Here is a 22518-nt window from a genome sequence, read left to right as displayed (position 1 = left end):
CCATCCTTCACATCACAATTGCACGCCTCTATATTTCACAATTCCATTTTGTTCCGTTTGTTCGATCAATCCTTCAGACCATGCATAACGAACCCGGGATATGGTTTCTGTAAAATGGAATCGTTTTTGAATCAATGCAGATATAGGTTCAAATACGCCGTAATAAGCTTCGTATGCTGTTTTCCATTCATCCGTTGTAAATTGATCTGCCACTTTTTGTTGACGCTCCGCATTTAATTGCTCAAGCTGCTCTAACCGCTCACTGAAATGTGCAAATGGTTGATGATGACCAGGGTACGCGAATTGTACGGAATACGGCTTTAATTTATCTAACGATTGAATAAAACTATGAATGGGACTAGGATCAAACTCGTCTGACACATAACATGTATCTGGCAAGCTGTCCGGCATCACTTGATCGCCGACAAAGATCACTTCTAAATCTTTACTGTAAAATGCATTGTGACCGGCAGCATGACCCGGAATACTCAGCACCTCGAACGTTGTGTCTCCGATTCGAATCGTTTCACCTTCATCCAATGTAGTCAGAGCCGCCTGTGGAAGGACCTGCTGCATATTGCCTTTCAAATGTTCTGCCAACTGCTCTAACAAGACTTCTGGAAGTCCGTTCTTCTGATAGGTTTCCAGGAAATAAGAAACAAGCGGTCTGCCTTCTCCCCATAACCCTTCAATTTGTTTTTTCGCAATGGTCGATACATAGACAGGCGCATCGGATTGTTGTTGAAACCAGCCAGCAAGACCATAATGATCCGGATGATGATGCGTTACAAGTATTTTACGAATTTGATCGAATGTAAATCCGATCTCCTCGCTAAGTTCATGCCATAAAGCAATAATTGCTTCTGTATTAAATCCAGGATCGATTAATGTGTATCCATCCCCATCCGGCAGCAAATAACTGTTCATCCAAGGAGGGTTGCCCATTGGGAGACGAATTTGATAAATCCCATGAGGATGCAACGTATAATGGCTCATAATATCCTCCGCCTCCAATCGTAGTCACTAGTTTAATTGTTGGTACGCTTCATATAGACGCTGGATTCCCACTACAATTCTTTCCTTGGAGCAATAAGTGAAACACAATCGAATGGTATTTCTTCCTTCGCGATTCGCATAAAAAGCACTGCCATTCAACACACTAACACCATGCTGTTCTGCAATCTGAGTCAGTTGAACGACATCCGTCGGTTGTGTGAAACGAACACTCAAGAAAAATCCGCCCTGTGGTATTTCGACTTCTATAAGATCTCCAAATGTGTTTACAAGGGCATGCACCATCGTATCTCGCTGATCCTTGTAATGCGCATTAACACCATCCAAATACGATTGGAAATCGTTGTTCTGCAAATAGGTGGATACGATCTCTTGCATGTAAGGATTCGTTTGCGATCCACTCATAAACTGCTGCACAAATTTCAGTAATGCCGGAGGAACGACCGCCCATCCCAGACGAACGCCAGGACCGATTATTTTAGAGAACGTACCAATATGAATCACATGATCTGGAGCAAATGTATGAATGGCAGGGACAAACTTGTTGGTATAATTCAACTCAAGATACGCATCGTCTTCCAATATATAAAATCCATATTTTTTCGCCAAAGCGGCCAATTGTTTTCTGCGTTCAACAGACAAGGAAACTCCTGTTGGATTCTGATAGTTCGGCATCACATACAACAATTTAGGCAATGCCTCGCCTGCTTGCACTCTTCTCTCCAATTCCACTTGCAAAGGTTCGATCAATATACCGTTCGAATCGATTTCAAATGGTCGAATTGTAGAGGCGCCCGCAAGATTAAACATACGAATGGCACCAAAGAAACTGGGGTCTTCTACCCAAACTTCATCCTCTACGTTACATAGAATACGTGCCATAACTTCAATCGCATGCGCAGCACCAATCGTAATTTTGATTTGTTCAACGGGCACCTGGATCCCGATTTTTTCAAGGCGCCCGCTTACCCAGCTTGGCAAATATGAAATTGCCGGGCCACCGAAATAATGAAGTGCGCTCCTTCCTTGCTCGAAAGTAGCTTGTCTTGCCGCCTCGGCGAGCTCTTGAATCGGAAACAGATCTGAATAGGGATACCCAAAGGATAAATGGACTTGATCCGGATTATCATTTTTCGTGCCACCCATTGTTCTGGAACTTTGTAAAAAACGATTATACGTAAAAGATTCGATCATGTTTATCGCTCTCCTAAATTTCAGGTCCCCATTTCGCTACCCATTCATGAACGTTAAATTCACGAACACCATGTATGGCAAAAGGAGAACGAGATAAAATGTCTTCAACCTCAGCTTGAGACTCGCCACGGAATATAATCAATCCTAAGGAACCATCCGCGAATTTGCCGTTTGCGATAACGGTTCCTTGATCACGTAAATCATCCAGATATTTCATATGATCCGAAAAATATTGATCTTTTTTTGAATTGTCCAACTCAGTTACTAATACCGCAAAGTATGCCACTTCTCATCTCTCCTATATAACTATTAATCGCATCTATTTACTCGGAATAAATGTTATTATAGTCCAGGCCAATCCCTTTTGCAATATAATTCGTGAAATTTCGACATTGTGTCTGTTGCTTCAAACGATAAAGCGCAGTAAAAAAGACGTTGGGTTATTTTCGCCGTAAGCAAACAGCCCTCATCATGGCAACATGGTGGGGGCTGTTTGACGCTTACGGAGCAACCTTACTTCCCGAAGTTGCGCGGGGTCACGTTCTCATATTTTTTGAACACCCGGATAAAATTAATGTCGCTGGAGTAGCCTACGCTTCCGGCAATCTCCTTAAGCGTGAGCTGCGGGTTATGGAGCAGCTTCTTCGCTGCTTCAATCCGGACTTTGTTAATGTATTCGGATAGACCGTAACCGGCGTGCTTCTTGAAGAGCCTTGATAATTGGGTATGATTCATATGGATTTGTTCCGCCATGAGATACAGACTGAGATCGGGGTCGGAATAATTCGCGATGATGAATTCCTTCAGGGAGATGATAAGCTTCTCCGAATCGGATGTCTCAGAAGATTCCGCCGCCCTCAGCGTATTAACAATATTTATAGATTCCGCTTTTAGTTTTTTCAAGGATTTAGCCGCCAGCAGTGTCTCGATCCCGATGTCCTCAGGAATAGATTTGCCGCGCTGCTGCAGCTCTTCAAGTGCATCTGCCATGAAATAGATGAAGGCATGTTTACGGCTATTGACCCATTCGGGCTGGTCCGAGGAATTGAAATATTCGGCGAATATTTCCTTTATGTGCTCCTCCGCACGATTATAGTCTTTGGCTCTAAGGAGCTGATCCAGCTTCGTAAGAACGGACGTATAGGGACGAAGCGCACCAACTCGTTGCTTCTCAATGTCGGAGTAGCGGCAAATTTGTGATTCGTCATTGTCGAATGCATGCTCAAGAGCCTCTACTGCTTCGTGGTAGGATAACGTCAATCGATCATAGTCATAAATGCTGCCGATGCCGGCTTTCGATCCCTCTTTAAATTTCTCGGGCAAACGATCCAACACGCTGCGAATTTCAGCAGGCAAATCCCTATCGGCATCCAGCTCGCACGGCAGATTGAGAACGATTACAATATTACCGTGTATCGCGCATACATCGAACTGAAGGTCGGCAGCCTGCGGTATGGCTTCCTCAACGATGGATGTCAAGCTTTCAATCTGCCATGTGGCTCCCTGCGAACGATCGACGGTCTCTATGTCGATGATAATAACGGCAAAGAAAGGCAAAGGGAGTTTATGAATGAATAAGGCTCTAAACATCGTCTTGGCGTCGTCTTCTAGCTCTTCTCCCTTCAGTACCTTAATCAGGAGGGATTGTTTCACCAATCGCTTCTGCTTCTCCAATTCGTCAACGATTTCGCTCTTTTCGCTGATCATCGATTTGAGGTAAGAAGTGACGTAGGTGTACTCATCGGTATTTCTCTTGGCACCCTTACTGATCGACTTGACCGCTTCAAGGATAGAATAATTGTTCTTCTTGCTGATGAAATAAGACAGAAACCCGCCGAGAATCAGGCAAATCAGCAAGCCGATCAGGCTGATGGCACGGAAAATCGCCGACGACGTTAACACTTCGTTCTTCATATTCACAACCATATATGTAATATGCCCGAATCTCGACGGGGTTTGGGTCACCAGATAGTCATTGAAGCTGCCCGGAATCTCCCCGCCCAAGCTAAAGTTATTAATTGCTGATAAAATATCTTCTTCCCCAAAGGAGGAGAAAACAGGCTCGCCTATACGGGCCAGTGCTGTCAGCTTCGGGCTTACGCTTATTTTGACGGAGGCGAGAATTTTCTCAATTTCTGCTTCATTGATCACCACGAACAGGGTCGCCTTAGGTTTCCCTCCAATGCCAATAGGCGAAGTATGCTTCAGCAGCATTAGTCCGTCATTGGAACTTCTTATCATATCAAACTGCCGGTTGCCCGCATCTGATATGAGCGAGGTCCATTCCTGCAGCGATATTTTACCTTTGAAGTCGGACAAATAATAATAGGGCTGCGCATCGAACAATCCGCTGCTGCTGACGATACACCCCAAATCAGGATAGCTGATGAACACGTCCTTGATCAACGGATTCGCGATCTTGTAGGTTTGTAATTCCCGCGTTAATGGATAAGCAAATTTGCGGTGGGTGTTGCCCGGAGCCGAAAGATTCATGAGATGGATATGATTGGAATTGACGCCCAGTTGATTTACGATATTCTCCACTTCGCTCAGCCGCATGTCCACGGTCGCTTGCAACAGGTTTGTTGATCCTTTGTAATAGTTCAACGTTTCCTTCTCCAGGTAGTTGAAAGAGAGGGTATTAAAGCCCAGGTTAATCAGGAGAATAACGGCAAGCACAGAAAGAATCGAAAAAAACCACGTGTAGACTACGCTTAATTTGCGGCCGGGTTTTGGGATTTCCACCATCATGGCTCCTTACTCAAAAAGTACTTAGCGGAGTCGGGATGCAATCTCCGCAATATAATGTCGTATTTATAACCTTTTAATTGCTGCCGCAATAATAATAATAATAATAATAAGCCCATAGATTTTCAATTCGCGCGGCGATAAAAGGTTCTATATGATCCGAAGCGGGGATTGGCGTCAGAACTAATCCCCGTTCGTATAGGTGGCTATCCTTTGATACCGCTGAATGCGATTCCTTCAACGAATTGCTTCTGCATGAACATGTAGAATATGAATGGCGGGAGAAAGGTCAGCGTTGCGCCCGCAGTGACAAGGCCGTAGTTCGTCGCATAGCTGCCTTGCAGCGTCGAGAGGGCAAGCGTTAGCGTCTGCTTCGCAGAATCGGTGATGATAATAAGCGGCCAGATGAAATCGTTCCATGTGGTAATAAAAGTAAAGACAGCAAGTGATACAAGCACCGGCTTCGCAAGCGGAATTACGATGGTGGTGAAGATCTTCAGTTCCTTGCAGCCGTCGATTTTGGCAGCTTCTATTAATTCGTCAGGTATTCCGTCTTTCATGAATTGCCGGCATAGAAAGACGCCGAAAGCATTGATAACAGGCAGGAACAAGGCGATCAAGTTGTTAAGCAGATGAAGCTCCCTCATGATCATAAACGTCGGAATCAAAGTCACCTGCGCAGGAACGATCATCGTGGCAATATACACCCAGAATATCGCTTCCTTCCCAGGGAATGATTTCTTCGCGAAAGCATATCCCGCGAGCGAGCTGATGATCGTATTGAAGACACAAGCAGCCGTAACAACAAAGAGGCTGTTCCAGAAATAGTCGAGGAAGCTGTAATTTCTGAAGATCGTTATATAATTCTGAAAGTCCATCTCCTTGAAGTCAAAGGAGAAGTCCAGCACGTAGGTATGACGGAAAGAGGTGAGCAGCATGTAGATGAATGGCGCGACGCTTACGAGAACCAGGCCCGCGAACAAAGCGTTAATGGATGTGACGGAAATCCTATTAGTCATAATTGATACACCTCCTAAGCCCTTTCGTTAAGCAGACGCTTCTGGATGACGGAAACCAAGATGACGATAGCAAAGAGCAGGAAGGAAATGGCGGATGCGTATCCCATGTTATATTGTCTGAAAGCGGTGTTGTATATCGTCATCACAAGGGTAACCGTAGAGGTGCCTGGGCCTCCGCCAGTCATGACATATACGAGGTCAAACACCTGGAAGGACCAGATCGTACCCAGGGTGACGACGAGATAAGTAATATTGCGAAGGCTCGGTATCGTGATATAGAAAAATTTCTGAATACGATTCGCTCCGTCGACTTCCGCAGCCTCGTAATGGCTTCTGGGGATATCCATAAGCCCTGCGTAATAAATGATGAGGAAGTAACCGACGTTCTTCCAGATTGTGACGATGCAGACGCTGATCAGGGAGGTGGATTTGCCGCCCAGCCAGTTGATGGGTGAAACCCCGAATATGGATAAGAATGTGTTGATAAAACCTATTTCAGCGTTAAACATCATTCTCCATAGAACGCCGACGATAATCATAGATGAAATGACGGGAATAAAAGTGGAGCTCTTCACGAAATTTTTCCATCGGCCCTTCGTATGTCCAGCGAAAACGGCGGCAATGAGCAGCGCAAGGAAGGTCTGGACAGGCACCGTGATGAGCGTATAGACGATCGTGTTCATAATAGATGCCTTCACGAAAGGATCGGAGAACATTCTCGTAAAATTAGCCATGCCTACAAAATGGTAAGGCTGGAGCAAGTTAAACTCCGTAAAGCTGAAGAATGCCGTCATCAGGATTGGCAGGACATAGAAGGTCAAGATGAGCAAGAAGCTCGGCAAGATAAACAGGTATCCCGTATACGCCGTATTACGGCTTCCGGATTGAAGCCCCCATGATGTTTTTTCCATAGATCAAACCTCTATTCTTTCCGTGTCTATTCATTGAGAAGGGAGTTCGCGTAAGCTTCCGTATCTTTAAGAGCCTTCTCGGGAGTAGATTGGCCAATCATGACCAACTGAATATTTTTCAATAAATAGTCGTAAATCTTGGAGGTCATCCTCGCAACAGGCAGTGTTCTAAACGCCGACTTGTCATTCTCGTACAGGGATTTGAAGAGCGGGTTGTCATGGAACTCTTCATCCTTGGCTATCGGCGGGAAAGAAGCCATCTTGTGAAACTCCGTCATGGTATCGCCCTTCAGCATGTGCAGCATAAGCTTATAAGCCAATTCCTTGTTCTTCGAGGATTTTGTAAGGATGAGCATATCCGTTGCGATAAAGGTGCCTGCTGCTTGATCGGTCAGGCTTGTAATAAAACCCCATTTGATGCCCTGCTTCTCGATCTGGCTGGCGAACGAAGTACCTTCCATAATAAACGCACTTTTGCCGCTTAGGAAATATTGGTCAGCATCATCGTGGTTCATGGAAGTGACGGAATCAGGCATGGATTTGTCGACGTTCTTCATGTCGTTAATGAATTTGAGCGCTTTAATGCCGGCTTCGCTGTTGAAGGCGACGGATTTCCCATCGCTGGATATAATCTCTCCGCCTGCCTGCCATAGATAAGGGAAGAACCCAATATTAAGAGCGCGCGACGCTTGATCGCCCCATGGCATGACATAGCCGTATTTGTCACCGTCAGTAAGCGTTTTCGCGGCAGTGCGGAATTCCTCCCAGGTCTTCGGTACTTGGACGCCTTTTGCATCCAGAATATCTTTGTTGTAATACAGAACCCGAGCATTGCCTACGACAATCGGCAGTCCATACTGTTTACCCGTCATGACTCCATGATTGAGGTAATAGAAATTGTCACGCTCCGCATCCGTTATCATCCTGTCGAGGGGCTCAAGGGCGCCCATATTGACATAATCGTAGATCATTTCGTTATACATATAACCGACATCGGGGCCGTTGCCGGATGAAATACCCGTGAGGTATTTCTCCTCATATTTCTCCCAAGGAACGATCTCGATCTGGAGGTCCACATTGTTCTCTTTGGCGAAAGAAGCTGTTGCTGTCGTCCAGAATTCTTTATCCAGCGTATCTCCAGTTCCGAAAGGAGGCATCCATAGCACCAGCTTGCTCGGTTTATCCGGTGTTGAGGAAGCTTCTGCTTCTGCGTTCGATGGCGTGGTGGCGTTACTGTTCTGCGCGTTGTTCTTAACGTTCGCGGAGCTACAGCCTGCCAAGATTATCATGGCGGCTAAGCTTAGGGTTAACAATTTCTTTTTCAAGTGTGTCCCACCTCGAATATTTATTTGGACTTTATATTGCGGCTGGCCAGCCGAGTCACATTCATTTAACCACGGCGGTCCTGGCATGTATATAAACCTTTTTTGAGTGCACTAACAAGAATTGACGAAGCGCCGATCAACCGCAAATAGCTTGAAGTTCGCAGCGATTCCCGTTCAGTACATGTTGCAAATGTTGCAGCAGGAGGGGCTTCCGGTTCAGTAGTAAGCGAAAGTAATTGAGTCTCGAAAAGGGGAAAATGAGGAGGTATACGGAGTGACCCCAATACTTCATTTACCCCTCCCCCTCATAGTCTGGATCATCAATTCTTAGATAGTAAATAAGGTTATCCTGCGCACCGATAAGCATGTGCGGGATAACCTCAAGTTAGCGAATATCAGATTAGATCGGGAAGCTGAAGCAGGCGTTGCACGATGGTTTCAGCCTCGGCTCTCGTCAGCTTGCTTGCGATTGATCGTACAGATGAAACGTTACGGTTGCGTGCTGACACTCTTACTTAAAATTAATTCTTCTGTCTTTGTAATAGTATTCCTTGTCATGATCGTTAATTTCCCGTAATACACGGCAGGGATTTCCAACAGCAACCACATTGGCAGGAACATCCTTCGTTACGACGCTGCCTGCGCCGATAACGGTATTCTCACCAATTTTAACTCCTGGAACAATAATAACCCCTGCACCAATCCAAACATTTCTACCTATATGAACTGGTAGATTGAATTGCATCACTATTTCGCGAAGATCGGGAACAATGGGATGGCCTGCGGTCGCGACCGTTACATTTGGACCAAACATCGTGTGGTCTCCGACATAAATGTGGGTGTCATCAACCATTGTCAGATTAAAGTTAGCATAAATACCACTACCGAAATGTACATGCTTGCCGCCCCAGTTTGCATGAAACGGCGGCTCGATATAGCAGTTATCACCAATTTCAGCGAACATTTCCTTCATAAGCTTATTACGTTTTTCGACCTCGGACGGGCGGGTTGCGTTAAAATCATATAGTCTCTCAAGGCATTTGCCCTGCTCAATCATCAGTTCTTTATCGGCGCAGTTATATAATTCACCAGCATGCATCTTTTCATATAGTGACATCTTTTCAATCCTCCAATAAATTCACTACTTATCTTTAAATTATATAATCAATTATTTCTAGACACAATGGAATGATAAGTCCAGTCAGCTTGGGTGAGCATTTTTGCCAGCGGCGAGGGAAACTTCGGCAGGACGCGTTTACTGCCAGCCAGTCGCTGCGCCTTGTGGCTTCGTATTCGAGCGAGGTCCACCCTTCTGAGCCGATGTCCTCAAGCTAATTTTAATCCTCCAATTTGATGGAACGATCAAATGAATTAAAATCATTCGTTTGTAAAGTTAACGATTATTTTTAGTCAGATACAAATACAACGTTAATGGGGCAAAAACGACGATCAACAGCAGGCAAACACCCAGCCCTGCAGCAATGTCTGTTGTACTTGCCGTACCATTCATGAGTCCTCGTACAGTCGTAACCGCAATACTGATTGGATTGATATCCACGATGAACCCAATCCATTTGGGCATCGTAGATGAGTCTACCAGAATATTGCTCGCAAACATGAGAGGATACACCAACATCATGCTTGATCCCGATACCGTCTCAGGTCGTTTGGCCAAGATACCAATCATTGAAAAAATCCAGCTCACACTAAAGGCGAAAAAAATAATAAACAAGATGGCTATTATCGTGCCCTTGATCCCATCCTCCGGACTGAAACCGAGTAACAACCCTGTTCCACTAGCTACGAGCAAGGCGATTATATATCTTAATCCATCAGTCAATAATGGCCCGAGCACGGAGGCCGGCTGCCAAAAAGGCATCGTTCGAAAACGGTTGTATACCCCTTTCGAAATGTCCTGGCATAGAGTTGTCCCGCTATAGACGGTCATAGGAACAACCGTAAGAACGAGGATGCCCGGCAGCAGAAATTGAATGTATGCCTCGGGGGAACCCGCAATGGCACCACCGAACAAAAAATTAAAAATAAGCAGCATCATGACAGGTGTAAGAATGGCATCCATTGCAAATCCAAAAAGATTGTTTCTCGTATTTTGCCATGTTCTCCATATGAAGATGGTTGTCGATGTCAAGGAATTTGGACTGCGTGGCGCGGACCCTTGTAACAACATCGATTGATTTAGGATAGGGCTGCTGTTCATTGAACGACCTCCTTCTTCTGTTTAGAGGCAGTTATAGCCAAGAATACTTCGTCCAAGCTTGGCTCACTTAGCGAAAAGTAGTCAATCGGAACTTTATTGCTCACGAGCGTATGAATGGCTTGGCTTGCGAGGATGGCTTCTTGCACAGGTATATTAAAATCAAGCGGATCATGTCCTTGAAATCCGGTCAATTGATGATGATCGGCTAACAAGCGGTTGATGGTTGCTTCATTTGTCTGTTCTGCCAATCGAATCGCCAAAGTCTTGCCACCAATGGATGCCTTCAATTGAGAGGGCGTCCCTTCGGAAACAATGTTTCCTTTATCGATGACAGCGATTCTGTCAGCCAACTGATCGGCTTCCTCCAGGTATTGGGTTGTCAACAACACCGTCGTTCCCTGCTTCAAAAGCGTTCGAACCACTTCCCATACCCCCATACGACTTTGAGGGTCCAAACCGGTTGTAGGTTCATCCAGAAAAATAATATCTGGCTGTGTAACCATGCTGGCGGCAATATCCAAGCGTCTGCGCATGCCTCCGGAATAGTTCTGAACCATACGATCTTTAGCATCCGAGAGCCCGAACGATTGAATCAGTTGTTCCGCTATAGAACGTGCTTCTTTCGGAGAAAAGCCATACAGCCTGGCAATCAGAATTAAATTTTGAATCCCTGACAACCCTTCATCAAGGGCAGCGAACTGCCCGGTCAGGCTTATTCTCTTTCTCACTTCTTTGGGATGTTTCACCACATCATAACCAGCTACAAGCGCTGTTCCTCCATCAGGCTTAAGAAGTGTGGACAGCATGTCTATAGTTGTTGTTTTTCCAGCGCCGTTAGGGCCAAGCAGGGCAAATAGTTCTCCTTTTTTGACTTTCAAATGAATACCTTTGACCACCTCTTGATCATTAAACGATTTTCGGAGGCCATTGATTTCAATCGCATAAGACATTTTTTGACATCCCCTTATCCCCTTGATAAAAGAATGCCCTGGTTAGAACCAAGGCACCTTGTGTGAAATTTTAAGCCTTATAAAAACTCATTTTTATGTTCAAATACCCATTCCGCGAGTGTTCTTGCAGGACGTCCTGTCACTTGCTCCACAGTGGGGACGACCGTGTGTCCGATTTCGGGTGGATTTTTGCCCATAAGGACAAAAAAGTCGATATCCCCTTCTTCGTAGCCCTGATCTCTCCAGCTTTGTCTCGCTTGCTCCTCCGTCAGTTCATCAAATTGAACCTCCTTGCCGATCCCTTCACTAATCGTCCGGACCGCTTCTCTACGCGATAAAGACTGCGGACCTGTAAGAATATAACTTTGTCCGTGATGACCATTCTCCGTTAGAGCCGTGACAGCGACGGCGGCAATGTCTCCCTCGTGAACCCTGGCACTCGGCGCGTCTCCGAAAGCTTCTCGAACAATCCCCTCCGAACGAATCGAATCCCGCCAGTCGATAAGGATATTGGCCATAAATTCTCCCGGTTTTACAAGTGTCCATTCCATCCCGCTATTTTTAAGCGCTTCCTCAACAGGTCCCTCTTCATAACCAACCAATACGGCGACCCGTTTAACACCGGCTTGCTCCGCCAATTCAACCACTTTGGGCTGAGTTTGGAGTGTCGCATTAGCCTCATCGCTGGAAACGATTAAGAACAACCCGTTAACGCCTTCCAATGCGGTTTGCAGCGTGTCTGGCTCATTCAGATCCCCTGCCACGACCTCAACACCCTCCGGTAAATTCGCTTTTGCCGGATTGCGCGACACTGCTCTCACCTGTTCCCCTTTTTGCACAAGTTGATCCACAACATGTCTTCCTACCGTTCCTGTAGCACCTGTTACTAGTATTGTCATTTGATTATTCCGCCTCCCATTTGCGTATATAGCTTTTGTATTTCTTTGATTTTTTCTAATAAATCATGCTTCAACTCGTCAGGTGAAATGATAGTCACCTTTGAACCGTAACTTAGAATAATGGAAATCGCATATTCTTGTGAGTAGAAAACCGTGTGCACGTCAATATAATCCCCATGATCCGTACACGCTCCCTGAAACTGCTCGAACACTCGAGGCTGGGCCGTTAAATCAAAACGAAGATGGGCATGTACGCCTTGAGTCTCTTCCTCAACCGGAGGAGAGTATATTTCTCTAAGTTGAAAATGGTCGTCTAACACTTCCAGTTTGTTGATCCTAGACACCCGAAAGAAGCGTTTCGCTTGATGCGATAAGCAATATCCCTCCAAATACCATGCCCCACGCTCCCAATACAACTTAATTGGCTCCACCTTTCTTTGAGATAAGGTGCCTGTTGCGCTTGTGTAAGAAAATGCAACGACTCGGTTCCGATTGATCGCATGAAGGAGCGGATGAACAATCTCCTTCTCGTGTTCAGATGTACTCATATCAAATATGATTTTATCGTGATATCCCCCATTCAATAGAGCAGGCTGCAGACTGGAAAGCTTCTGCATTAATAAGACGGACTGGCCTCCCATGGCTCCTTCCATGCCCTTAAGGAGATTGTAGATGACCGAAAAATCATCAACAGAGAAGTGCTGTTTCGTTAAGAAGAAACCGTTCATCAGTTCAAAACCGCCGTCAGTACCCGTAAATGAAGCAACGGGTATGCCCGCTTGATTGATCAGATCTACATCACGATAAATCGTACGATTGGAAACCTCGAATCTGGCTGCTAATTCCGTTGCCGTCACTCTTCTTCTTGTTAGCAGCTCCATCGTAATTCCGAGCATGCGATCCAGTTTCATCTTTTCACTCCTCTCCTTCCACGATTTATCGGCCTATCTGTTTCAAAGCATAACATTTGAATCCTGACATCATGTATGTCAGGATTCAAAACCAAAATTAATAAATCCACCGATTGAATTCTCCGCTTTACCATTTCAAACAACCAAAACAACCTTATATATCCTTAGATGTCACCTCTGAGAAGGCTCTTCCAAAATGGTTTTTCCATCGACTCCATCTCCTTCTGTTACAATCATTTAACCTTTATTTAACTTCTTCATGTGTATAATAATTCGTAATACTAGTAAAACGAAAGGATGTGGGGGGCATGAGAATTTTAGTTGTAGAGGATGAAGCGCGCATGCGAAAAGCCCTGTGCAATGGATTAAAAAAATATGGTTATGCGGTTGACGCTGCTGTTGATGGCGAAAAAGCTTTGGAACTTGTCGAAATAAATACATATGATGCGGTTATACTCGACTTGAATTTGCCGAAAATAGACGGGATCGAGGTTCTCAAGGGAATCCGATCCATGAACCTTGAGCTTCGTATTTTGATTTTATCGGCAAGAGCGGCAGTGGAAGACAAAATTATGGGATTGGATACCGGGTCCAATGATTATCTGGCAAAGCCATTTCATTTCAAAGAACTGGATGCCCGTCTCCGTTCGCTGTTGCGAAGAGATTTTATTCAAAAAGATACCATTCTTACATATGGCGATATCAAAATCGATACTGCTCTTAGGAGCGTCACGGTAAGAAATCACAAGATTGAGCTAACCAAGAAGGAATATTCCATTCTGGAATACCTCTTTATGCATAAAGACAGGATCGTCGGTACCGAGGAACTTATTGAGCATATATGGGACGAAAACAAGGCAGATCTTTTTTCCAATTCCTTCAAGGTACAACTTAATTCTTTGAAAAAAAAGCTTGTACCCTATACCGGTGATAAGGAACTGATTAAAAACACGAGAGGTTTCGGGTACTCGCTCGCGAAGGAGTATGCAGATGAAACGGTTCAATAAGATTACGCTGCGATTAAGGCTGACGATATTAACCACCCTTACTCTCGCAGGCGTTTGTTTTCTGTTGACGCTATCTCAAGTGATCACCTACTCTGAATCTGTGCCGGCTCCCCTTTTGAATGCCGATGTAAATTCCCGAGTACAGGTTGCGCCGGAACAACCTATTTCTGAAAAACAAAATAATTTCATTGCTGCCAGTTTCGTTTACATGGTCGCCATGATTGCACTAGGTACAGGCGCCTCCTATTACATGTCCGGCAGAGCGTTAAAACCGGTTGCTCATTTAAGCGAAAGCATCAAGAATATCGACGAAAACAAGCTGTTTCAGCCGCTGACAGGCTTTGATACGAATGACGAAGTGGCACAGCTCGCAACATCTTTCAACCATATGATAATGAAATTGGAAAAATCATTCAATCATCAGAAGCGGTTCGCGGCCAATGCCGCCCATGAGCTCAACACGCCGCTCGCTAGCATCATTGCCAACATTGAGGTCTTGCAGATGGAGGAATATCCTGCCGTTCTGGAGTACAAAGAGGTTATGGAAGATACCTTGGCAGAAGCGCAGAGAATGAGTCTCCTGGTATATGACCTGTTGAAGATGAACAGTACGTTGAATGCGGACCATTATGAACGGTTTGAAGCGAAAGCGATGTTTGACGATATTATTGAGGCTGTATCGGAAAGCAGCAGCGAAAAAAACATCCTCATTGAAAACAACATCTCAGGCATTATGCTTTCAGGTGATAAGGCGCTTTTGCAAAGAGCGTTCTTTAATCTCGTTCAGAATGCTGTGAAATATAATAAAATGGATGGAGAAGTCTTGATTACGGCAGTTATGAACGATGATTCCGTGATCGTCCAAATCGAGGATACCGGCATAGGAATTGCGGAGGAAGAACATGAAAATATTTTCGAACCCTTCTATAGAATTGACAACTCCCGTTCAAGGGAATTGGGAGGCAGCGGACTTGGATTATCCATTGTAAAAACCATCATCGACAAACACAGCGGGAAAATTTTCGTTAAGAGTGAATTTGGAATTTTTTCAAAAATAACTGTTGTACTGCCAAAAAAATAACCGGCATTTAACCTCCCGCGAGATATTATATGATCATATCAAAAATCAACGGAGGTTAACGATGGTTATAAAAAATGAGGCACCTACTAAAGTCAACAGTTTTGCGCAGTTATTGCTTGCAGAGTGGACTATATTCCGAAAAAAACGCGGCTTGAAGATCGGTATGGTTGCTGCGGCATTACTCATCATTTTGTTTGGGCTGCTGCCCTCGATTACCAGTTCGAATGGGGGTGACCCTCCTCCCGTTCTGGAGGGGCCAAATGGTGAAGCGGTGACCGATAAATTCTATTTTGTGCATCAGCCGCTGACAGGAGATGGCAGCATCACGGTACGCCTGACTTCGATGACAGGCCGGATCAAGGAACCTCCGGCTCCCGGAACGATCGGGCCTGGCCCCGAGCCCGTGCCTGGGATGGTTCCATGGGCGAAGGCCGGTGTCATGATCAAAGACGGTATTCGCCAAGGCGCGCCTTATGCGGCGGTGATGAGCACTGCCGAGCATGGTGTACGAATGCAGCACAACTTCACCCATGACATAGATGGACAGCCGAGTGGCGTTATGGAGAATTCTCCCCGCTGGCTGCGCCTCACCCGAGAGGGGGACACGATGATCGGCTACGAGTCTTCTGATGGCAAACAGTGGATCAAGGTCGGCACGGTTCAGATGGATCTGCCGGACACCATCCAGATCGGGATGTTTGCCGCTTCACCTGGTGATCTCAGGTTCAACGGCAACGGATATGCAGTCCGCTTTAGTGAGGTTTCGGCAGTCTTCGATCAGGTCAACCTCCAAGGTCCTTGGAGCCGCGACGATGTGGGCGTCACTATGGAACCCGATGGCAAGACTCCGCATCATCCTGGCGGGGTGGAGGAGTCCGATGGACGGTTCACAGTGACTGGAGTTGGTGACATTGCACCGCAGACAGGTGATGATGGTAGCTGGCGAATTGAGCGCTCCCTTACTGGTGTGTTGTTTGGGCTGATCGTAGTGATTATTGTAGCGGTACGGTTTGCTGCCGCTGAATATCGCCGAGACCAAGTCCGGGTGCTTGTAGCAAAGGCTGTCGTGACAGGTACGGTCACTTTTATCGCGGGGCTGGCTGCCGCCATCGTTACCGTTCTACTGTGCAAGCCAGTTCTCCTCTCAAACGGTATCCAAACCCTGCCCGTAACGCTGTTAACCGAGTTGCGTGTAATAGTGGGTACCGCTGCATTGCTCGCCGCTGCTGCTGTATTTGCACTCGCTCTTGTTGTCTTGTTCCGGCGTCGTGTTCCGGCGGTAATTGTTAGCTTTTCGCTGGTTGTGCTCCCCCTGATCCTCACGTTTACCAACGTCATCACTGTGGACTTGTCTCAGTGGCTCTTGCGGCTTACCCCGGCTGCCGGATTCGCGATCCAGCAGAGCATTCCGGAGTACCTGCATGTTATCGGTCCTTATATACCGAATTCGGGTTATTATCCGTTAGCACCATGGGTCGGCTTAGCTGTGCTCTGTGGTTACAGTGCTCTAGCTCTCGGTCTGGCCATCTTCAAACTGCATGGCAGAGATCAAATTAGGCAGGAACTGAGTATGAAGTGATCGAGATCAGCCAATTTTAGATTTAATTGAAGGCGTCACAATTGTCCCAGCCAGCCATTCGATTCTCCTGCCATATCCCTTTACGGAGTCGATGTACGTTTCGGGTTCGATTATTTCCTTCTGCCGATATACAGCAAATGAGACGATATTCCCAAGACGGAGGGGTCCTTAGCGAGTTCAATAAGTAAGTTCATCAGACTCTGCGACTCGCCTTTTTCTTCCCAAGACTGCCTTTGTTCATTACTTATCAATCCACCAATACTAGACGAACCAATCAAATCAACTGTTTCAAACCCTTGGCTTTCCATAAAGGGCTTAATATCATTGATGTTGAAGTAATATGCTCCTGTAAATCGTCCCTTATCTACGTGATTGAAAATCCCAGTATCGCGAAACTCTTTTATTGAATCCATAGTGTCATTGGGCTTCCAGTGCTTTGGATATTGCAAGGAAGTTATTGTCATTCTCATCTTACTTTGAAAAGCGACAAAAATGATGCCACCCTTTTTTGTAACGCGGAACAACTCTCTAACGGCATTTATCCGTTCTTCATCCCTTTGTAAGTGATAAAGAGGTCCTAACATCAAAGTAGCATCAAACACCTCATTGGGTAATCCGTCCAAATTTATAGCATTTAGCACATGAAAGCCATTGAAGTGTTCCGATAAGCCCAGTTCGCTTGCCTTCTCCTTAGCCATTTCAACTAGTCTAGGTGTTAAATCAGAAAGAGTTACATTAAATCCCAGCTTCGCTAACTCCATTGAATACTTCCCGGGTCCTGCCCCATTGTCTAATACATAACCATGGGGAGGTAAATATTTTTTAATGTAATGACAGTTAATGATAAACTCTAACGGTTCCCTGTCCAGCCTGCCCCACTCGTCAAAACGGGAATAATAATCAATAACGTTTTCCATCTGATAACACCTGCCTTAAAATGTATTGTTTTGTTCAAAAGTAAAATAAAAAAACCTATTGCCTACAAAGAGGCGACAGGTTTTCCTTCGCGGTACCACTCTTTTTGATTCGTTTGTTTCGGTAAATAAACGAATCACCTTAGAACCTAATTACGGAGGTTAACCGTTAAGGCCTACTGGATTCTGCCTTACCGCTCATGGGTGAGTTGGGGAGTCTATTGACTGTCTCGCACTGGAACGACAGTTCTCTGAACAAAAGAAATCCTTAATACTCCCAATCATTGCGTTTAACGTATAATTGTTTTAACCCAGTATATCGTTTCTAAATAATTCCTGTCAATATAAGTACCTAGTACCTCGCCACGTCCATGACCTTATCCGTTGAATCAATTTATACGGAAACGTCCATTAATGAAAACTGATTTTTTGGGATTCGTCCGGACGCTCACGGCTTATCCAAAAGGCAAACAAGAATGTGCATATCGCCGGGATGATGGCCCACATGAAGGTACCCGTGATAGAATTGGAAAGTGATTCGGAAAGTTGATGCAACATTGCGTCAGGTATTGCTGTGCGTGTTTCCGCAGCCAACACAGCAGCCGGGTCCCGTAACAAATCGCCCGATATCGCTTGGACTTCTTGCACGGATAACGATTGAAGTTGATTCTCGAACAAGTTTCTTTGTAATATGCCAAAGAAGCTAATACCAAGTGTCATGCCAAGCGAACGTAAAAAAGAAACTGTCGAGCTGGCCACACCTCTCTGGTGATGTTCGAAGGGATGAAGCGCTGCAATGGTCAGAACAGAGAAAGAGGAACCCATCCCCAGCCCGGTCACAATCATAAAAGCAGTCAACGCGACTTTCGTTGAGTTAGGAGATAAAGAGCTCAATAAAGCGATGCCGATTACAAATACGATCCCCGAAGCGATCATAATTGTCCGATAACTGAATTGCGAAGTTAAATGCCCTCCGAGTAAAGCCGCCACAACAGCACCCAACATCAGTGGCATTAGAATTAAGCCAGAATTTGATGCGGTTGCTCCCAGCACACCTTGAACAAAAATAGGCAGATATATCGTACAAATAATGAAAGTACCGCTGTAAAAGAACGCGACAAATGTACTACCGGCAAACAAACGGTTCTTGAACATACGAAATGGAATAATGGGTTCTTCCGCCTTTGCCTCTGCGAACAGAAACGCAATAAACAAAACCACAAATACGGCAAACAATCCGACAATCACACCTGAATTCCATAAAAACTTATGCCCTCCCAGTTCCAGGACTAACATCAAGCACACAATCGCTGGAATAAGTGTGAAGGTACCCAGCCAATCGATTTTTTTCTTCTCATATATTTTTGACTCTCGATAAAACCATGCAATAAATACAAAAGCAATGATGCCAATGGGGAGATTAATGTAGAAAATACCTTCCCAACCGAAGTACTCGGTAATATATCCCCCTAACAGGGGTCCAGCCAGCGTAGCCAATCCAAAAACTGAACCAAAAAGACCGACTATCTTCCCCCGCTTCTCCGATGGAAATACATCAAAGATGATCGTATGAGCTATTGGAATCATCGCACTGGCGCCAATTCCTTGTATCGCGCGATAGATACTAAGCTCGATAATAGAGCCCGCCATACCGCACAAAGCGGAACCAACAATAAACAAAATCAATCCCAATTGAAAAAAACGTTTCCTCCCATACATATCCGAAAACTTGCCGAACAGCGGCATTCCAGCCATTTCTGCGACAATATAAGCTGAGGTAAGCCAAACAAACTGTTCGAAACCTCCGAGGTCGGATACGATGGTTCCCATCGCGGTGGCAACAATCGTATTATCCATGCCTGACATTAACACACTTAGCAATAATCCAGCGACAACAAAACCCAACTTACTGTTCGTTTTCTCCATATTCTTCATTTCCTTTCCAGGGATTAATTAATCTCGACTATTTTATAGTTTAGAATCTAAACTAATTCGCATAATAGTATATAGTTTATATGCTAAACTAAATGGCAGACACAAAACTTAGTCGTTCATAAAATCAATCAGTTTTGTAAGTCCTTTTTCAAAAGACCGAAGTTCCTCCTTATTCAGTTCGGCGCTGATCCACTCATCAAACCGTCGTACATTCACTTCTTCATGTTCCAAAAAAGCGACTTCCCCCTTCTCCATTAATGTGACCGTTACACTTCTTGAATCTTGAGGATGTGGATCACGGCGGACCAGTTTCTTCGATTCCAGACGTTCTACAATCTGAGTCACCGCTCCTTTGGTCACTCCAAGCCGATCAGCCAGTTCGCTCATCAGAACCCCATTCCCGCAGCCTATGGCATCAATCGTATGAATTTCACTTGGCGTCAAAGCGCCTGCTGATCCGAACATGCGCGGCTGGCGTTCTCTTTTTCTGATCTGGTGAACTAAACGGCCCAGAAGAGCGCTTGTTTTAGTCATTTAGAATCCCATCCTTTATAAAAGAAAGTTATTGTCACTCGTACAGTTTTTAGTTTAGCAACTAAACTTAAAGCAGTCAAGAAAGTCCTGGATAAATTCTACAGAGTTCTTTCCTAATAGAACGATTATCATTCTAGTGGTTCAGAACTATCAATATTAAGCACTCCTTCGTAAATGTTATCGTCATCGGAGATTTCGTCGATCAGATTGCGCTCCATCAAACAAATTGATGATCCGTTTCCCGCTTAAGCTTGATCACTTCTTCTACGATGAAGCTCGCGTTACACTGCAGTTCTTCTAGCCTGGTGGCAGCCATATACTTGGGAATTTATACCGTAATAATCTTCATTAATTGATCAACCTCTTGCAGCCAATATCCCTCATCCATAGGCACGTCTTGCAACATCAGGCCAATAATAACGGTAAAATAAAGAAACAACAGCCTGTAGGGATCTCCTTCGCTAAACTCGCCTATTTGCTGCCCTTTGATAAATATAGGGATAAGCCGATCGATTGTATCCTTGGGGTTGTATTGCTCCATTATCCGCTTCGCGCTTTCGGGAACACCTTCCGATTTCTGTGCATGCTGAAGGAGCAAAAAGTAAGGTTTGTGACTGGCATCGAGCATTTTTTTCGTAAATGTTCTCATGAGTTCTGCCGGCGTACCCGGGAGATTCTGTACTTCTTCAATGGCTTTCTGGGATTCTTCCATCGCTTCTCGGACAAGTTCCGTGAAAATCTCTTCTTTGGAACTGAAATAACGGTAGGAAAGCCCTTGGCTAATGCCGGCTTCTTCCGCAATCATGCTCATTTTCGTTCCGTCGATTCCTTGGCGGGCGAATACTGTAAGCGCCGCGCGCTTGATTTGTTCTCTGCGTTCGTCGTGTACATGTTCGATTTGACGTCCTTTTTCTCGCTTCAACGAAAGACCACTCTCCAAATTTCAGATCTATTCCAATGACTTTCTACATTGTACACTTATCTTCCTCAATAAACAGCGTGTTAGATAATATCCTGATATTCGATTTTCCGGATCGCTGACAAATCTCGACCTTGGTGGGCTTAACGAGCATAGTAAGCATTTACATGACCGGTGTTTTGCCTGCATGGACATGCTTGCTCTCCTGATGATTGTTCAACGGGGATGTCTCCGAAGGCCGGACCTGCTCTTCGCTTATCCGCCATAATCGATTCGCCATATCATTGTTTCTGGCAGACTCTGACGGGGTTTCGATTCGCATATCTTTATAGTAAAGGCCATTCTGGCTTGATACTTCTGCCGAGTCGGCCAACCATACTAACGTTTCGGCACCTTTCTCCGGGGTGCGCGAGAACAAATTCATCACGGCCATCTGCGCACGGGCTATCGCGCCGTTGTGTTGGTTAAAGTTGGTGGCCACCAGCCCTGGATCATAACAGTAAGCCGCAACTCCGGTTCCCTTCAATCTGTCCGCTAATTCCGCAGTAAACAACACGTTGGCAAGCTTCGTCTCGGCGTATCGGAATTGGTTGCCGCCCATGACAACCATAGGGAAGCTATAAAGGCGCTTGGCGCTCGGATCGTCAAAGTTGATCCCTTTCTTGGCCAACTTGTGGCCGTGGGATGCGGTGGTAATGATGCGGGCATGTTCGCTTTCTTTCAGGCGGTCCAGCAGTAGCGTTGTTAGCAAGAACGGAGCCAAATGATTCACGGCCCAGGTCATTTCCAAACCATCGACTGTGAGCTGCCGGGTTACGTACAAGGCGCCTGCATTGTTGATTAAGATGTCGATTCTCGGACAACGGGCCAGAATGTCGGCAGCCACTTGACGGACGGACAGCTGGGATGACATATCCGCCAGAAAAATATCCACCGTAGTTTTGCCTTGGGTTAGGGCTACGATTTGATTCGCGACTTCATTCGCTTTGACTGGATTCCGCGCAACGATTCCCAGATTTGCGCCTCTTATGGCGAGTGCTTTCGCCGCTGCCAGCCCAATGCCGCTGGTTGCCCCGGTAATTACAACGTATTTGCCTTGAATAGACCAATTTGCGATTGTTTGATTTCTCTTCATGATATTTACCTCTTTCTTTTTTATGTTTTGTGAATGAACCGTTCATTCATTTTATTTCAATTTGTGGTAATCGTCAACCATAATTTTTCGCTTCGAGATTTCTGCAACGTGAACTATAACTTGAGTTGAGGAAAGTTAACAGCTAAGCTGTCAAAAAGGGATAATAACATCGTCTATCATACCGGCCAAGAAGATTTTGTCATCGATATATTGTTGGCAAATGGT

The 22518-nt window shown here is 45.3% G+C and carries 20 protein-coding genes and 1 other annotated feature; of the genes, 3 read left to right on the top strand and 17 right to left on the bottom strand.

The window, feature by feature from the left end; genetic code table 11:
* Nucleotides 1-12 precede the first annotated feature (12 nt).
* The 12 genes from IEY46_RS26595 to IEY46_RS26540 form a co-directional block, all read right to left on the bottom strand.
* On the bottom strand, nucleotides 13-996 hold the full coding sequence (locus IEY46_RS26595) for an MBL fold metallo-hydrolase (protein ID WP_188996887.1): 984 nt from the start codon (nucleotides 994-996) through the stop codon (nucleotides 13-15).
* A gap of 27 nt (nucleotides 997-1023) precedes the next feature.
* Nucleotides 1024-2208, bottom strand: a complete 1185-nt coding sequence (locus IEY46_RS26590) for an aminotransferase-like domain-containing protein (RefSeq protein ID WP_188996886.1) — start codon at nucleotides 2206-2208, stop codon at nucleotides 1024-1026.
* Nucleotides 2209-2221: 13 nt separating this feature from the next.
* Nucleotides 2222-2494: a YciI family protein gene (locus tag IEY46_RS26585; RefSeq protein WP_188996884.1), complete on the bottom strand. Its 273-nt coding sequence runs from the start codon at nucleotides 2492-2494 to the stop codon at nucleotides 2222-2224.
* A gap of 227 nt (nucleotides 2495-2721) precedes the next feature.
* Nucleotides 2722-4953 carry a helix-turn-helix domain-containing protein gene (locus tag IEY46_RS26580; RefSeq protein WP_188996883.1) on the bottom strand — a complete coding sequence of 744 codons (2232 nt, stop codon included), beginning with the start codon at nucleotides 4951-4953 and terminating at the stop codon, nucleotides 2722-2724.
* A gap of 209 nt (nucleotides 4954-5162) precedes the next feature.
* Nucleotides 5163-5975, bottom strand: coding sequence for a carbohydrate ABC transporter permease (locus IEY46_RS26575; RefSeq protein WP_188996881.1), 813 nt, complete (start codon nucleotides 5973-5975; stop codon nucleotides 5163-5165).
* Between the two features lie 14 nt (nucleotides 5976-5989).
* Nucleotides 5990-6886, bottom strand: a complete 897-nt coding sequence (locus IEY46_RS26570) for a carbohydrate ABC transporter permease (protein WP_229750558.1) — start codon at nucleotides 6884-6886, stop codon at nucleotides 5990-5992.
* 26 nt (nucleotides 6887-6912) lie between these two features.
* Nucleotides 6913-8211 (bottom strand): ABC transporter substrate-binding protein, encoded by a 1299-nt coding sequence (locus IEY46_RS26565; RefSeq protein ID WP_188996879.1) that lies wholly within the window; start codon nucleotides 8209-8211, stop codon nucleotides 6913-6915.
* A gap of 511 nt (nucleotides 8212-8722) precedes the next feature.
* A complete protein-coding gene (locus tag IEY46_RS26560) occupies nucleotides 8723-9328 on the bottom strand; it encodes a sugar O-acetyltransferase (RefSeq protein ID WP_188996877.1) in 606 nt (201 codons plus the stop codon).
* A 276-nt stretch (nucleotides 9329-9604) separates the two neighbouring features.
* Nucleotides 9605-10429, bottom strand: a complete 825-nt coding sequence (locus IEY46_RS26555) for an ABC transporter permease (RefSeq protein WP_229750557.1) — start codon at nucleotides 10427-10429, stop codon at nucleotides 9605-9607.
* A complete protein-coding gene (locus IEY46_RS26550) occupies nucleotides 10426-11379 on the bottom strand; it encodes an ATP-binding cassette domain-containing protein (RefSeq protein ID WP_188996875.1) in 954 nt (317 codons plus the stop codon). The genes IEY46_RS26555 and IEY46_RS26550 overlap by 4 nt, the downstream gene beginning before the upstream one ends.
* Nucleotides 11380-11456: 77 nt before the next feature.
* The gene (locus tag IEY46_RS26545; RefSeq protein ID WP_188996873.1) at nucleotides 11457-12278 is read right to left on the bottom strand and encodes an NAD(P)H-binding protein; all 822 of its coding nucleotides are present in this window, start codon (nucleotides 12276-12278) and stop codon (nucleotides 11457-11459) included.
* On the bottom strand, nucleotides 12275-13189 hold the full coding sequence (locus tag IEY46_RS26540; protein WP_188996871.1) for a helix-turn-helix transcriptional regulator: 915 nt from the start codon (nucleotides 13187-13189) through the stop codon (nucleotides 12275-12277). Before IEY46_RS26540 ends, IEY46_RS26545 begins: the two co-directional genes overlap by 4 nt.
* 308 nt (nucleotides 13190-13497) lie before the next feature.
* On the opposite strand from IEY46_RS26540, the gene IEY46_RS26535 reads away from it, so the two are divergent.
* The 3 genes from IEY46_RS26535 (at nucleotide 13498) to IEY46_RS26525 (ending at nucleotide 16856) form a co-directional block, all read left to right on the top strand.
* Nucleotides 13498-14196, top strand: a complete 699-nt coding sequence (locus IEY46_RS26535) for a response regulator transcription factor (protein WP_188996870.1) — start codon at nucleotides 13498-13500, stop codon at nucleotides 14194-14196.
* Entirely contained in the window at nucleotides 14180-15277 is a 1098-nt protein-coding gene (locus IEY46_RS26530) for a sensor histidine kinase (RefSeq protein WP_188996868.1), read from the top strand. Before IEY46_RS26535 ends, IEY46_RS26530 begins: the two co-directional genes overlap by 17 nt.
* Nucleotides 15278-15338: 61 nt before the next feature.
* Nucleotides 15339-16856: a DUF1349 domain-containing protein gene (locus tag IEY46_RS26525; protein WP_188996867.1), complete on the top strand. Its 1518-nt coding sequence runs from the start codon at nucleotides 15339-15341 to the stop codon at nucleotides 16854-16856.
* Between the two features lie 110 nt (nucleotides 16857-16966).
* Here IEY46_RS26525 and IEY46_RS26520 read toward each other — a convergent pair whose 3' ends face one another.
* From IEY46_RS26520 to IEY46_RS26500, 5 genes are all read right to left on the bottom strand, one after another.
* Nucleotides 16967-17773, bottom strand: a complete 807-nt coding sequence (locus tag IEY46_RS26520) for a class I SAM-dependent methyltransferase (protein WP_188996865.1) — start codon at nucleotides 17771-17773, stop codon at nucleotides 16967-16969.
* Between the two features lie 65 nt (nucleotides 17774-17838).
* Nucleotides 17839-18064: a binding site (T-box leader), on the bottom strand.
* Between the two features lie 117 nt (nucleotides 18065-18181).
* A complete protein-coding gene (locus IEY46_RS26515) occupies nucleotides 18182-19696 on the bottom strand; it encodes an MDR family MFS transporter (protein WP_188996863.1) in 1515 nt (504 codons plus the stop codon).
* 117 nt (nucleotides 19697-19813) lie between these two features.
* Entirely contained in the window at nucleotides 19814-20239 is a 426-nt protein-coding gene (locus tag IEY46_RS26510) for a MarR family winged helix-turn-helix transcriptional regulator (protein WP_188996861.1), read from the bottom strand.
* A gap of 328 nt (nucleotides 20240-20567) precedes the next feature.
* Entirely contained in the window at nucleotides 20568-21161 is a 594-nt protein-coding gene (locus IEY46_RS26505) for a TetR/AcrR family transcriptional regulator (RefSeq protein ID WP_188996860.1), read from the bottom strand.
* 160 nt (nucleotides 21162-21321) lie between these two features.
* Entirely contained in the window at nucleotides 21322-22293 is a 972-nt protein-coding gene (locus IEY46_RS26500) for an SDR family NAD(P)-dependent oxidoreductase (protein ID WP_188996859.1), read from the bottom strand.
* Nucleotides 22294-22518 lie beyond the last annotated feature (225 nt).

The sequence above is a fragment of the Paenibacillus nasutitermitis genome (assembly GCF_014641075.1).
Classification (GTDB): domain Bacteria; phylum Bacillota; class Bacilli; order Paenibacillales; family Paenibacillaceae; genus Paenibacillus_Z; species Paenibacillus_Z nasutitermitis.
Note: the sequence above shows the minus strand (reverse complement) of the source record. Positions and strands in the feature narration are given on the sequence as shown.